17 protein-coding genes are annotated in these 14,399 nt (G+C 39.9%); 5 read left to right on the top strand and 12 right to left on the bottom strand.

Translation table 11 applies throughout. The features are described from left to right. From KA531_03075 to KA531_03065, 3 genes are all read right to left on the bottom strand, one after another. Positions 1-188: hypothetical protein (locus KA531_03075; protein ID MBP6005854.1), on the bottom strand; the 188-nt coding region annotated here is incomplete at its 3' end. 471 nt (positions 189-659) lie between these two features. Next, on the bottom strand, positions 660-1,523 hold the full coding sequence (locus tag KA531_03070) for a hypothetical protein (GenBank protein MBP6005853.1): 864 nt from the start codon (positions 1,521-1,523) through the stop codon (positions 660-662). 92 nt (positions 1,524-1,615) lie between these two features. Beyond that, positions 1,616-2,521, bottom strand: coding sequence for a hypothetical protein (locus tag KA531_03065; protein ID MBP6005852.1), 906 nt, complete (start codon positions 2,519-2,521; stop codon positions 1,616-1,618). 156 nt (positions 2,522-2,677) lie between these two features. Between KA531_03065 and rpmI the strand changes: the two genes are divergently transcribed. Both rpmI and rplT read left to right on the top strand, forming a co-directional pair. Further along, on the top strand, positions 2,678-2,872 hold the full coding sequence (gene rpmI, locus KA531_03060; GenBank protein MBP6005851.1) for a 50S ribosomal protein L35: 195 nt from the start codon (positions 2,678-2,680) through the stop codon (positions 2,870-2,872). 1 nt (position 2,873) lies between these two features. Beyond that, positions 2,874-3,218 (top strand): 50S ribosomal protein L20, encoded by a 345-nt coding sequence (gene rplT, locus KA531_03055; GenBank protein ID MBP6005850.1) that lies wholly within the window; start codon positions 2,874-2,876, stop codon positions 3,216-3,218. A gap of 11 nt (positions 3,219-3,229) precedes the next feature. Here rplT and KA531_03050 read toward each other — a convergent pair whose 3' ends face one another. The 7 genes from KA531_03050 to KA531_03020 all read right to left on the bottom strand — a co-directional run bounded on the left by KA531_03050 (position 3,230) and on the right by KA531_03020 (position 10,052). Beyond that, positions 3,230-3,898: a hypothetical protein gene (locus KA531_03050; GenBank protein ID MBP6005849.1), complete on the bottom strand. Its 669-nt coding sequence runs from the start codon at positions 3,896-3,898 to the stop codon at positions 3,230-3,232. 36 nt (positions 3,899-3,934) lie between these two features. Continuing rightward, positions 3,935-5,392, bottom strand: a complete 1,458-nt coding sequence (locus tag KA531_03045) for a DUF4012 domain-containing protein (protein MBP6005848.1) — start codon at positions 5,390-5,392, stop codon at positions 3,935-3,937. Continuing rightward, positions 5,368-6,498, bottom strand: a complete 1,131-nt coding sequence (locus tag KA531_03040) for a glycosyltransferase (GenBank protein MBP6005847.1) — start codon at positions 6,496-6,498, stop codon at positions 5,368-5,370. The genes KA531_03045 and KA531_03040 overlap by 25 nt, the downstream gene beginning before the upstream one ends. Next, the gene (locus tag KA531_03035) at positions 6,499-7,935 is read right to left on the bottom strand and encodes a sugar transferase (protein MBP6005846.1); all 1,437 of its coding nucleotides are present in this window, start codon (positions 7,933-7,935) and stop codon (positions 6,499-6,501) included. Positions 7,936-8,087: 152 nt separating this feature from the next. Continuing rightward, complete coding sequence (locus KA531_03030; protein ID MBP6005845.1) at positions 8,088-8,873, bottom strand: NYN domain-containing protein; 786 nt, start codon at positions 8,871-8,873, stop codon at positions 8,088-8,090. Between the two features lie 64 nt (positions 8,874-8,937). Beyond that, positions 8,938-9,636: a polyphenol oxidase family protein gene (locus KA531_03025; GenBank protein ID MBP6005844.1), complete on the bottom strand. Its 699-nt coding sequence runs from the start codon at positions 9,634-9,636 to the stop codon at positions 8,938-8,940. Continuing rightward, a complete protein-coding gene (locus KA531_03020; GenBank protein ID MBP6005843.1) occupies positions 9,633-10,052 on the bottom strand; it encodes a ribonuclease HI family protein in 420 nt (139 codons plus the stop codon). Before KA531_03020 ends, KA531_03025 begins: the two co-directional genes overlap by 4 nt. A gap of 23 nt (positions 10,053-10,075) precedes the next feature. On the opposite strand from KA531_03020, the gene KA531_03015 reads away from it, so the two are divergent. Continuing rightward, the gene (locus KA531_03015; GenBank protein ID MBP6005842.1) at positions 10,076-10,774 is read left to right on the top strand and encodes a hypothetical protein; all 699 of its coding nucleotides are present in this window, start codon (positions 10,076-10,078) and stop codon (positions 10,772-10,774) included. Here KA531_03015 and KA531_03010 read toward each other — a convergent pair. Next, positions 10,767-11,045 carry a hypothetical protein gene (locus KA531_03010; protein MBP6005841.1) on the bottom strand — a complete coding sequence of 93 codons (279 nt, stop codon included), beginning with the start codon at positions 11,043-11,045 and terminating at the stop codon, positions 10,767-10,769. The two genes, KA531_03015 and KA531_03010, sit on opposite strands and share 8 nt — an antisense overlap. 484 nt (positions 11,046-11,529) lie before the next feature. Here KA531_03010 and KA531_03005 point away from each other — a divergent pair, with 484 nt between their 5' ends. Beyond that, positions 11,530-12,252 carry a spondin domain-containing protein gene (locus tag KA531_03005; GenBank protein ID MBP6005840.1) on the top strand — a complete coding sequence of 241 codons (723 nt, stop codon included), beginning with the start codon at positions 11,530-11,532 and terminating at the stop codon, positions 12,250-12,252. Between the two features lie 118 nt (positions 12,253-12,370). Here KA531_03005 and KA531_03000 read toward each other — a convergent pair whose 3' ends face one another. Next, the gene (locus tag KA531_03000; GenBank protein MBP6005839.1) at positions 12,371-13,189 is read right to left on the bottom strand and encodes an LssY C-terminal domain-containing protein; all 819 of its coding nucleotides are present in this window, start codon (positions 13,187-13,189) and stop codon (positions 12,371-12,373) included. A gap of 196 nt (positions 13,190-13,385) precedes the next feature. On the opposite strand from KA531_03000, the gene KA531_02995 reads away from it, so the two are divergent. After that, positions 13,386-14,399 (top strand): hypothetical protein (locus tag KA531_02995; GenBank protein ID MBP6005838.1); only part of this gene is annotated, 1,014 nt, incomplete at its 3' end.

Here is a 14,399-nt window from a genome sequence, read left to right as displayed (position 1 = left end):
TGCTGATAGTATTGTATTAATTGTGAAGCATAACCCTCTCTTAATGCATCCATTATGCTGTTAGCTATAATCAGGGAGTTCATCATACCCAAATCAACTACAAAACTAACCGATGCTACTGAGAAGCTTTCCAATAGCCTTCCCAAGTCTGTGGGTCTTTCTCGCCCTAATGAATTCTGTTCAAACATAATCTAGGTACAATCTACCACTCAACCCAACAAGTTGCAAGCATAAGCAGAATAATCCAAAACTTAACACCCTAGCCTAAATACTCCTTCTTGATTGGCCTCCTATCAGACTAAGCCCAAAAAGACCTTGATCCCGATCCTCTTCATCTTATTCATTTGAATCAGAAGCTCCAATATCTGTTATTTTCATATCATCTGGGCGTATACCTATACTATCTTGCTTAGCAATAATATTGTATCAACTATATTGAACCATTACAGATACCCTATGAATAGCTAAACGGCTACAAGGTGAAGGAACGCTGAAACACCTTGTTATCAATATAAAAGTAAACAAAACAGTTGAACTACTGGGCTTGAATTATAAAGCGGTTTATAGTTACTACAATATTTTTCGAATGATTATCTACAATAAGTAAAAGACTATTTTTGACAAACTTGATAATGTGATTGAGATTGACGAGAATTACTTCAACACTCGTAATATCTCTCTTTAAATTGGACTGCCTTAGCAATTAATCTTCCAGTAGCATTGCCTACATCTCGTAGGTTTAACATGTTTGATATAACTACTGCAGAATCACTAGTAATGGCAAAATGGTCTACTACCTCCGTAGGCACATAATCACTTTTACTTGTTCGGTTTCTCGAATTAACAACATGAGATCCAGCCATTGTCATTAGCCCAGAAGATATTCCCAAGGTAGGTCTACCAAAAGAACTATAAACACCCACCCCTACTATCGTACCCATAACTCCATCTATAACTTGACCAAAGAATCTTTGACGATACTGACATTCTTGTACAATAGATGGATATTCTTTTGACCTCGAGTATAGTCTCAAGCCATCGAGGATGGCTTTGCGCAAAAGCTGATTGAATCTATTATTACGAGTTTCCCAATCTTCTTCAGTTGAGCTACCATCAAACTCCCCTAACATTTGTTGGTAGACCTGAGGTAAAGAAACCTTTAAAACATGTGTTTTACCAATAGAACCTTCGTATCCATCCATTTCGGGGCCTACCGTATCAAGCCTCCAATTTCCACCCTCTATACTGGAATCCTTGCCCGAACCTAAAGCCGATCCCGTCAAGACGATCACCAGATCTGAAAGCTTTGGTCTATCTGTATCGTTATAAGGTATATTATGCCTGTAATATTCTGCAAAAAGAGCTGCATACTTACCTGCACCAAAAGTATCTAGGGCACCCTCTTGAAACAACAACGGCAAGTAACCCTTCTCAGTATCTGTATCTAACTTAATATCTGGAAAACCAACCTGCTCTTCTGGCCTGTGGTCTTCGCGAAGACTTTCTCTATCTTGGTTTACCATGTTTACTCCCTTTTTAGTTTACCAGCACACTGTTATTCTGGTTACAACTTACCACTCAACCCAACAAGTTGCAAGCATAAGCTTATATAGTCCTACAACACGTCTTCTCTTCCAAGTCCTAGAGTCAATACCAAGTAATTACGCAATTTATCAAGCAACGACCTTTGGAGGGCATTGTATCTTGGTCTAGTTAACCCAAATTCATTAATAATATCTTCTGATACCCCAAAGTCCCCTTGGAGCCAGTTCGCTAGAACTACTTTCTCATTATCCTCAAGTATTGTAGAATCTTGTGCTATCAGTCCCTCTAGTATTAATTTCGTATACTCATCCATTACAATATTCTCAGGGCTTCGATTGGGCATCATCCTAGGATTATTTCTATCTGACCCTACCAAAACAGGGTTGCCATATGGGTCATCCAAATCAGAACTGCCCCCCATTTCTAATCTATCACGGTACTCCCTTAAAGCAGCTAGATCCTTCACTGCTTTACTCGGCATTGATGCAATCCATTGGTTGGTTGGGGCTGGATTCCCCCCTGGATCGAGATTTGTCCCCAGCGCATCAAGATTCTGAATCTCCTGACGAACAGCTTTTGGAACATATACCAGTGAACGGTTCCGGCCTATATATCTCTCCATATATCTACGAACTAATCGCCTGAAACTATCTTTCTGATCAATCGAGAAGGTTAAGGCTGCATGCAAAATACCCCCATAGCCTTCACTAATTAAATCATCTATATCAATTGCGGGCATATCCTCTATTTCATCTTGATATTGACTGGCAACTTCAGCCACCAAAGACTGATACATTTCAACCAACTTAGCAAATGCCCCTAATCCATCATCATCAAGAGTACCCTCTATAATAGAAGGCCTCAGACCATCTCCTCCAGCTGATGTAGGTTTAAACCCTTGCTTAACCTGTCTAACTAGCTCTGACAATCCAGTCTTAGAGTCTATCTCTGCACTACTTTGCGATTCCATACTCATCTGCTTTAGGATATCATCCTATGATGTATTTGTCAATATATATTAGGTAATATGATCTTCTTAAGGACAACTCTAAATTAATAATTTAGCTGATAATACAGTACTGCTCTACGGCTGAGTTTGCTATTAGTCAAGTTATGAGGTATAATTACCATTATGCCAAAATTAAAGACTAGCAAAACCGCCAAGAAACGGATCAAGGTCACATCAAGTGGTCTATTAATGCGCCGTAGGGCTACTCGCGCCCACAAGTTATCTATCAAATCTGGATCAAGAAAACGTGAGTTTACCAAAGAATTTTCCCTCAATAACACTGAGACCAAGAAAATCAAGAAATTAATCGGAGCCTAATATGAGAGTCAAGAGAGGTACAGCTGCCCGCAAACGACACAAAAAGATGATCAAAGCCGTCAAAGGCTATAGTCATATCCGTAGATCGAGTTATCGCAAAGCCAAGGAAGCCTGGATCAAAGCCCAAACCTATGCTTACCGTGATCGCAGAAATCGCAAGCGAGATTTTCGTGGTCTCTGGATCACCAGAATCAATGCTGCTGCTAGACAAAATGGTCTCAGTTACTCCCAACTAATCAACTTACTTGCCAAAAACAATGTCAAGCTGGATCGCAAAATCCTCTCCGAAGTAGCATTCCATTACCCCGAAAGCTTTAAGGCTATCGTTGATACTGTCAAAAAGTAATTATAAAAGTCTCAATCAAAAATCAAGCTTGTAAAGTCCCTGCTAGCCTGTTCTAATTGCCCTTCTCGATTAATAATAATATTAAACCAATCCTGACCCTGATTTTTCTTAGCCCATTCTAGCTCTATCTTAGTCGTCTCAAGCCTAGTAGCCAACTTATCATTATCTATAGGATCTCCACTTTCTTGCCAACGCCTAAGAATCCTCTGCTCAAGAATATGTAAATTATCATCCAGGCTATCTAGCGGTGCAGGCGTGATAAAAATCACATCCAAGTCAAGCTCCCGTCTAATAATCTCTATACCCTGATACTCTATCTCTAGTAACACTTTCCTACCAGCCTGCAAAGGTTTCAGTATTGATAAGATAGGCGTACCATAATAATTACCATGAGCCATTGCATACTCTAGGAATTCACCCTGCTCAATCTTTTGCTCAAATTCAGACTTGGTCAAATGACAATATGCCTTACGACTAACCATGTCACCGATCTTAGCTACTTGATCTCGCTTTTCTCTCGGCCTAGAAGTAGCACTGACGGGGATTACTAATTTGTGGTTATTATCTAACCCAGAATTAACCATTTGCTCCAGGGCATTTTTACCAGCTCCCGAAGGACTAACAATCGCATAAAGATTCCCCTCTTGACTGAGACTTCTTAACAATTCTATCTCTGACATAAAAGGATTATAACATACTGATAAGTAAGATATACCCTATCTAGCCTTGTTAAACTTCAGACGTAATAGCTGATCAGTGTCGAGGGTAGTGGTGTAGACCACAGAACCATCAGCTTGACTAAAATAAGCTGGGTCTTGGACATTGGTCACTAAGCCCTCAAGATCAAATCCTTGAGGTGGAATCACTTGGATAGTATACTCACTCGCCTTTTGTCCAACCGATCTTTGTAGTAGTAGCTCAAAATCAAAATCACTAGTTGTCTGTACCTTGGTAGGCAAGCTATATCTAAGATGTACTTGGTTTGTACTTAGAACTTTGGTATCCAACTTGAATTGATAAATATCTCTATCGGCTTCCTGATGTGAAGATATCTGATCGGGATCTATGTTGCTTGCCAGCATCTTGCTTCCTCTTGGTATTGCAATCTCTGAATAGTTAATGTTGTCATTGACAAGGTAAGCTTCAAAATTATTAGCTGGATCCCAGTAATACCCAGCCTTATCAGAGGTATGCTCTCTCTCAATTTGCAAATCCACTATTGCCTCTCCAGTCTCAGAGATTCTAATCTGCTGTTTTATCCTTTGATCAATATAATATGCCGACTTGTTGGGCAAAAAAGTCAATTCACTGATCGAAAAATAACTATCTGCACCATCACTTAACTCTCCTGTCATATTCAAGTCCTCAAAGGCCTTTTGAATATTCGGATTGATGGAATATCCAACTATTTGCTTCTTGGCTATCTGATCCGTGACAATATCTTGGCTAATTCTGTATAATGAATTAATATTTAGATCAAACAACTTCTTGGTCAGTTGGTTTGTCAAAATCTCTAAGATTGTCTTGGGATCTTGACCTTCTGCCTTATCTTTACCAGCTTCAATTTCAAGCTGCACTACTGACCGAAAATTCTCTGCACTAACTTCGAGCTGATACTGCTCAAGATAGATTGGCCCAGTAATTCTTAAAATATCAATCAATATATCCGGTGTAATTTGCAACACGGTATCAAATGCCAAGCCAGTATTGACCCCCATAGCATCCAATGCAAACTGTCCACTCTCAGGCCAATTCATATAAAGACCAGTATTACGAAGGAAGCCTTTACCAGCAAAATTTTCTGGACCCAATAAATCAGAGACCTCTAGTGCTGAGTATTGAGATTCGTTGTTAACCCAATCGTAGTAATATACACTACGTATATCTTGTATATCCATTTGTCCCTTATCATTTTCTATCACACCAATAGTCCCAATAAATCCTCCCCCAAATCTTTGTTCGGCATTGTTGGCGAATAATATAAGTACTCTTTGACTATTAGCTCTGATATTTCCTACAAGACTAATTAATTGCTGAGCATTAGATTGACCAAAAAATAAACCAGAATGATAGACCAAGCTTCCAGCAAATACTAAGCCTACATAGCAGATAAATACCACCCCCGCCAATACGAAGCTGCGAAAACTGATCAAACTTGCTGATATTCTTGACATTTTTGATCTGCAAAATGCTTAAATTCACTAATAAATCTTTGTTCCGAAAATAGTTCTGCTCGCCTAATGATTGTTGCCTTATCAAACTTAACCTTTGGAAAATCTAAGATAGCAGATATCAAAGAATCCAAAGTCTGTTGCTTGAAAAATATTCCAGTCTTTGCTGCAATAACAGTCTCAACCACTCCACCTTTAGCATAGGCAATTACAGGTATACCCAATGCCATCGCCTCTAGTGGCACAATTCCAAAATCCTCTTCACCGGGAAAAATTAACGCCTTTGCCCTGCCTACCAGATAGCTAACCTCTTGATCAGATGCTTCTTTGATAAACCTTACCTGTGTGCTACTTTGTGCCATAGTCACCAATCTTGAGTACTCTGGACCATTACCAACAATCAATAATTTTTGATTAGTAGCTAAACATGCTTGAAGGGCTAAATCTATTCGCTTATATGGTACTAATCTAGAAAAACAAATAAAATAATTATTAAAATTGTCGAAACTATCTGGCTTGACCTCATCCTCAATCCGCTCAAGATCTACTGGTGGATAGATTACTTTACTGTCACGATCATAGTAAAGCTTAATTCTTTTTTGAACATTTATCGAATTGGCAACCAGATAATCAGGTCTCTGGGCTGCTTGATAGTCCCACCTGCGACTAGATGGGAGCAAGAACTTATTTGCCTGACTGGCAAGCCAACCAAAAGCCCCTATACCTGGTTGTTTGATATATTGCTGGCTATGACTCCAGTAATATCTAGTCGGGGTATGGATATAGCCAATGTGCAAGGTCTCAGTTGGCACAATAATTCCTTTGGCCTCAGCACTACTAGAACTAACCACCAAATCATAATCCTTGAAATCAAAACTCTCAAAAGCCAGTCTTCTAAGTAATGGGTATACTTGATGGTGACTTTTGGCTAGAGGCCAGGAATTGATAAAACTAGTTATGATCCTTCTTTTACTAAACTCCGGAAACAACTCTGGTCGATATGCACTAGTATAGATATCTGCATTTGGGTAAATTTTCGCTAGGCTGACCAGCAGTCTCTCTGCCCCACCTCGACTAGTCAACCAATCGTGTACCAGTGCTACTCTCATCTAGACCCCATCTCCACCCCGTAACATGATTAAAATTGTCTTAATAATAATCTTGATGTCTAGCCAGGGCGACCAATGCTCTGCATAATAAATCTCCAATCTCAACCTATCCTGATAATCCAGTTGATTTCTACCAGAGACTTGCCAAAGACCAGTTAGACCTGGTTTGATCATCAATACCTTGTCCTTGCTCTGTTTGTGAGCATTGAGCTCATCTGGCAGATGAGGTCTCGGACCAACTACACTGAGCTGACCCAGCACTACATTGACAAACTGGGGCCACTCATCGACACCCATTCTTCTCAATATAGTTGTTGCTGGATTGATCCTAGGATCGGGATCGAGTTTATGATCCTTTTTATAGATCGGCACTAGATCAGTTCTACCCATTTTGGTTAATGTCTCGACTGGATCTAGATTTGGATAACCCTTGCCATCAGAATATTTGTATAACATAGTTCGAAATTTGTAGACCCTAATCTCCTTGCCTTCCCTGCCAAATCTCTTAGTCTGGTAGATTACCCCACCTCTGGGATCAGATAGCTTGATTATAAGCGCCATCAACAACATGATAGGAAAACCCAATGCTAAAGCGCTGACACTAAAAATCGTATCAAACACCCTTTTGCCAATCAATTGAAATCCTGTCAGGGGTGTCGGGTCTATCTGGCTAATTACTTGTCCGCCAAAATATTGATTGGTAATTCTCCCTTGATAGAGATTTTGAGTAGTTGGCAAATATTGATAGATCTTCCTAGCTTTATGAACTATATCAACTAGTTCCCACTGAGTATTCTTGCCAATCGAGCCACCAATCTCAATGATTAAATCCACCTGATCCTTTTCAACACTGCTAGTCACCTGATCAATCAGCTCCTCCTTATCAAGATCGTCAGTAATTAGTAGATTAACCTCTACAATCTGTTGATCTTGCTTGATTGCTTGACGAATGCTCTCAAGATACTTAGATTGCTTAGAGTTAGTAATGATTAACGCCCTCCTTAATCCATAGCGTTTAATGTAGAGCAGTTGACGCAACTGGCCGACAAGGTATCTCCCTACAAATAGAAGTAACAGGGCAAAAACCCAAGCTAGCACTGGCACTAACTTCGAAGGAAATAGTGGCTCGACTGTGAAATAATCTATCAGGATAGTTAGCACAATGCTAGACAGGCTAGCGAGCAGTAACCTGCCAAATTGATGTCGGCGACCTCGAGCTGGCGTGGTGTATAATCCAGTAGCAAAAAAAATGATTATCCAGATAGGAATCACTGGCAAAATCAGCCTCAAATATTCTTGCCCGCTAATTGCAAAGGCAAATGGCTTGTCTGAATAATCCCCCCTGATCAAATATGCCAGGACAAACCCTCCGAGCATTGCTAGGAAATCTACCCCGACCTGGAGCAAGTTGACCAATTGCTCACTTCTCTTCTGCATAGTTATATTATACAGGAATTATCTCTACTCTACTGCCCCCTAAAAGTCGCGGACTGTCCGCGACTTTTGCTACTTCACCAGATTAGAATTGTCGCGGACTGTCCGCGACATCGCGACATCCGCGACGTCTCGCAAGATCCTCAGAGTCCCCTTTAGGCCACGCTCCTGCGATAACCAGCTGGTTTTTGTTTGCTAGGATTTTGCTTATTGGTTACTAGCTTTGGTCTGGTCTTAGTACTAACAAGATCATTATTAGATTGGGGTTTTGGCGCATTACCAGATTTTGGTTGTCGTCTTGGCCTAGGTGTTTTATCACTGGAACCAATAACTTTTACATCAGATTTATTAGTAATTGGAGCCCAGCCGTCTTGCTTTTTCGTTTGACTAGAGTCATTGATATTTGACCGTGTGACCCTAGAAACCGAAGGCTTACTACTGTCACTGCGCCTAGTATGTGGCTTGTATTCAACAAGTCTTCTAAGATCACTGACAAAACTAATCTCTGCAGTCGCGTTCTTGAGCAAAGCTGAATAGTTCCTCTGACTTGGCACCAAAAGATGGGCAAGTTTATTCCGTTTACCCAGATACTCTACCAGACAATAAAAATCACCGTCACCGGTCACCAAGACTGCTTGATCATAATTCTCGATTTCCGCCATTGCTTGAAGCACCATCTCAGCATCAGTGTTCCCCTTGATATCCCCTGCTTGATTTTCCAATGTCGGCTTAAACATCAATATAAACCCTGCCTCCTGCAAGCCTTTGTAAAGATCCGAATTGCTATCAACAAAACCGATAAACATATAAGCCTTGGTGACACTGTGTTGATCTTCTAGGTATTTACGAAATTTTCGATAATCCAGCTTCCAGCCATGGCTTCGAATTGCCATATTCAGATTCTGACTATCAACAAAAGCATAATTGTATACTTGACTCATCTAGCTTTATTATACCATGTCGATAATTATTCTATTATAAATCTAAATACTAACCCCAAGGTCGTCAGATAATCATCCAAAACCGACCCTCCTGCTGACCCTTTAGCTGTGACCTACGGTGAGAGAATTGCCTAGGGGCAGTAAAAGTATCATAGCTAATATCAACCAATTGATTAGTATTAATACCAAGTGTAGCCAATTGATCTAGAATATTTTGCCTAACATCATAACTCAGCTTGCCATCAGGCCTACTAGTCAAATATTCAATGTTCATCCCTGGTAGTACTTCACGAAATAGATAGCTCTCAGCAAATATTCCTGGGCCTAATAAAAACTTCAAATCTGCCAAATCAAAGCCTTTGTCGATCAAGCTCTCCATAGCTTGACCCAATAGTCCTAACTCTGTACCAAATCTCCCAAGGTGCAAGATGCCTTTGACCCCTTCAGACCAAAAGGCTAAGCCGAAACAATCGGCAATCGGCAATGCGAGATAGATGTTAGCCAATCTTGTGATAAGCCCATCACAGGCTATGGGATCTTTAGGGGGAAATCCCCGACCTCCATCCTCTGAACCAACCCAAAGATATCGATCCTTTTGCTCGCAGAGAAGTACAGCCATCTGCTCTGGTTTTATGGCTAACTGATCAAGCAATCTAATACGATTAACCTCGACCTGATCATATTGACCAAACCGGTAGTCTAGATTGCCATCACATTGATCTGTTATAACAATCCGCTGATCGTCTCGCTCATAAATAATCATAAAAGCTCAGCATCAAGACACTGATTGACCATTGCATCTGCTGATTTGTTTTTATCACGCAAAACATGCTCGAATTCCACATTAAGAGCCTTGTCCTTGATCTCTCCCAGTATTTTAACTACTAGTGGCTTGATGTCTGGATGCTTGACTTTCCAGTTGCCACTCAGCTGCTCTACTACTAGCTTGCTATCCATATAGAAGTGGTAATTCTCGGCTGGATACTTACTGATATTTTCTAATGCCAGGATAACTGCATCATATTCAGCCTGATTGTTGGTGGTATGTCCAAGATATCTATTATATTCTCCCAAAACTTGACCGTCAGGCAGACTGAATACTATACCCGATGCAGCCGGCCCTGGATTGCCCCTAGAACCTCCATCACCGTTGATAATTACAAGCTTATGACTATTCATCTTATTTAGATTATAATAAATATATGAGTGAAAGCAACTCACATAAATCCAGAGAGGAGGAGCCAGGTCTAAAGGTACGCATTATAGAAATAACTTCTGATTCCCTATCTTACCCCTCATCAGCAGAAGCCGTAAACCGACTTTTTAAAAAATATCCTAGTGACATTCTCGCAATCACTGCACAAAAACCAGACCCTAGAATGAGAGATCCTTTCCTTGAGGCTGGAATTGATCGATACACTAGGCCAAAGCTAGTGCACCTCAATCCTGACTCAAATATTAAAACCCATCCACATTTTATTACAACAGAGATACAAAATGGCATTAATAAAATAATTAGATTCATCGATAAAGAGCTACCCCCTAGCCTAACCCAAAGCACACTAATCGATGAACCTTTTGATCTAATTTGTGTAAGATTCGTAGAAACAACTGGGCTTTATTTGGTAAGCAATGAACCATTAGACCAAGATCCCAAATTTACCCTTTACCTTATATTCGAAGAAGATAATAGCACAATACAAATACAAATTGATCAGGAAGGTGAATTTTATCTTTTTCTACCTCCAAATGCCAAATCATGTCCACAAGTAACTTATAAAAATACTTTACAAAAGTCAAAGACTACGGTCATAGCTTATGTATTACCCGACGATACTAGTGATCCTAATTACCCAGGACAACCTAGTAACTTACCCCCTACACCTCCTAGAGCTAGCTAGATTTACGTCTGGGCATTGTGTCAAGCAGGTCTAGTATTATTTTTGTAAAAGCTCTCATTGATCTATCTGTAGGCTCCCCTATGCCTTTCTCTATATCTGACTCATAACTACTAGAGTAAGCCGCATAAGTCACCAACAGTATTCCTCCTTTTGGGATAAAGGGGTCAAGTCTCCATGAATAAATTTTTCCACTAGGCAGTACACACGTCACATAATGCAGGTCTATATCGTTCATATCTAAGCCTGAATCCATCACTAGCCTATTACTCATTACTACTCCATCTGGAGTCTTATGCAATAAAGAATAACTAGTAGCCCCGTCATATCTTGTAACATTACTGTTCAAATCAAGTTGCCAAAGTGCAAAATCAAACTTCAGTCTTGTTTCTTCTGTGGGGGGGAGGCTAGATCACCAACATTGAAGTCTTCTAGAAATACTAGTTCAATATTCATATCCATACTGATATTGTAACACCTTGGCAAGAAATAAAATATTAGATACATAAACGGGATACTCGCCACTCGTTGCTTACATCAAATCAATATCGAATTGAATACAAGTCTTGAATATCCCGTATTTGCAATTTGATACTAATTATTTAACCGATTTTCAATGTGATGCAAGCAAAATCATCCCAGCACAAAGCTTGTGTTTGTAGCGATATTTTACTGTCTACAGAGGATAGTTATCACAAATTCACTATCTGGAAAAGGTGTTTTACAGGGACTATCCTTACGTTATAATATTCATATATATGAATACAAAGCTAGTCAGTATTTCACTAATCCTTTTGATAACAATCTTAACAGTGATTATGATTCTTAAGCTTCGAGAACAAGACCTACCTACTAATATTGAAGTTTCCGCACCAACCGCCATCAACCATTCTGAAGATACTAGAGAAGAAATGCCAGATCGAGCTACCTATCAGATAAAGTTTGTAGCAACCTGGGATCAAGCAAGCCACCCTGATAATTATCCTAACGGTGCTCACTTCTCTCCTCTAGTTGCCTATACCCACTCACCCAACCCTGATAGTGCAATATTTAGCCTAGATGCCTTAGCCAGTCCGGGTATCAAGCAGATGGCGGAAACCGGGATCACTGACTTACTAGCTACCGAGATCCAGTCCCTGATCGATAATCAGCTTGCCCATCAGTATAGACAGAGTGAGCGACTTGAGTCTCCTGGAGAGATTACTCTGCAGATCGAGACAACAAAAACATTGAGTCATCTGACACTGGTAAGCATGATTGCCCCTAGTCCAGACTGGTTTGTTTCAATTGATCTCAACTTAATCGAAAATAACCAATGGATAGATGATCAAAAGATTGAGCTAGCCAGCCTTGATGCTGGCACTGATAGTGGAGGTGCCTTATTATCAGAAAACCAACCCTCAACTCCCCAAGAAGTTATTCGTCAAACCTCTGAAGGATTTCAGAACATGGGCTATATCGAGATATCCAGACAACAATAACCAAGCACCCAAATCGATCCATAAAATCCAGTTAAATTGACCCTTTCCAAGGGGACTCCTTGGGCTTTTTGATCTGTTGGGGTAGTGCTTTTCAAGGGGACTCCTTGCCAAATAAGGTTTATTGATTCAGATAAACAAAAGGCATGCTTCCATCGGTCCTAATCCTGTCTCCACCACTATTGATAGTATGATATGCATCTGTAAAATGTTTAATTATTTCTATATCTTTCACCTGACCATTATCCTCCAGGCTCTTGATGATATAATCCCTCTCTTCATCAATATTCTCTGCAATCTTATGATTGAGCTGAGCGGTAAATAGTGTAATACCAATACTTCTATCATAGGTAGCTGCACCCACCCAATCTGCCTTATGACCTCCTGGCATCCTCCAGCCTTCAGGGGTCTTCCAGAGCCTAAAATGATGCCTACTTCTAGGATTACCCTCAGTTTCGCGCTCAAAAGCCAAATCTTGCTTTCTAGCAAATAGATAACTGTCACTTACTGGAGCCTCTGGATAGCTTCGCTTGAATATTCCAGCATAAAGTATTCTAGCCATTGTCTGAATTGTCTTAGGTTGAGCAAGATGCCAACCACTTAATTCAAAAGCCTTAATCACCGTCTCTCGATCCCCAAATAATGCCAGATTGATAGGATCAGAGAGCAATCCATCTGCTGTTCTAGTCCTGCCTATATAATAATCTGGCAAATAAATTTTTGTCAGGATTCGATGTATTCTTGGCAATGTGATATATGCAGTCAGAAGCCAGAGCAACAGAAATGGCAAGATAGGATTCCAATCATCGATCAAATCGTCAATCAAACTCCTATACACCAGGTATCCCAGAAAGATTAAGCCCCCAAAATATAAAATCCTTTGGCCTAATAAAACTGTATTAATCGTAAGACCCCTAATCCGTCCCAACTTTCCAAGCATCTATCTAATAGTATATAGTAATCCCCGCCAAAATCTACCCACAAAACCCTATTTCCAGGGGGATTCCTTGGGCTTTTTGATCTGTTGGAATGGTGCTTTTCAAGGGGACTCCTTGCAAAAATGGCTATGGTAAGATACTGAGAATTGGTATAAGCTATGACTATTGAGATATCTATAAATAATCATTAGGAGGATTATGAAAATAATTAAAAAATTTGGCCTAATATCAATCATACTAATATATCTAATGCCGATCAGTGTTTATGGACTATCCGAACCAACTTCGACTGAGCCAGCCATAGCACCTGACTCGATTGATGGCAAATATTTTGATCGTCTACCCAGTAATCAAAGCCAGAGCTACAATCTATTTTTACGAAGCGATGGCAAAATCCAAGCTGAGACTAGAATAGTCTTTGAAAACAAACTGACCACAGATCAAACTTCTATTCAATTTACACTTGATCATCCAATCACCATCGAATCTGCCTACCAACAAGTGATAAGTGTAGATTGTCAGGAAAGCGAGCTAGAATATTGTCCCAATTATCCAGAATATACTGCTGATTATTATTACAATCCTTATTATAGAAGTGAATTTTTTGAGATAACTCCAAGCCTTACCAATGATAAGCTCGAGATAAAATTACCAAAAGCTGTTGCTCCCTCTAGTCAGTCAGCAATTTATCTTACTTATAGCTACGACCAATCAACTATCAAAGATTCTTTTGGCAGATATCAACTCAACTGGTCTAATCTCAAATCAAACCAAAAGATTGATCGAGTTGATCTCAATATTGCTACAGATAACAAGATTTATCTAAAAAATCTCGACCAATCCTACCAATATCTTGATACCAACCTATATCCAACTTCTACATCTAGCGAGGCATCACAAAGATCTGCCCTAGATGCAGCCAGTGCCAACCTCAGCCTATCAAATAAGCCCCACTACCAACTATCCTTTGCAAATCTAGAAAGCAATGAGTCTATTCAGGTCCAGGCAGATTTTAGTGCTAGCTGGTGGAGGATTAATCTAGCTAATATAGTCGGACTAAGTATTTTGACCCTACTAACCCTCATATGCCTTTATCTAACTATTACAAAACTACTTAATAGTAATAAGCTAAAGGACAAAAAGGCAGTCCTGCCAATTCTAGCTGGAATCAGTACCGGCCTAATCACGCCCTTGGTTATCTCTATATTGCTT

This window comes from Candidatus Saccharibacteria bacterium (assembly GCA_017983775.1).
Taxonomy (GTDB): domain Bacteria; phylum Patescibacteriota; class Saccharimonadia; order JAGOAT01; family JAGOAT01; genus JAGOAT01.
This window is presented reverse-complemented; position numbering and strand designations above follow the sequence as displayed.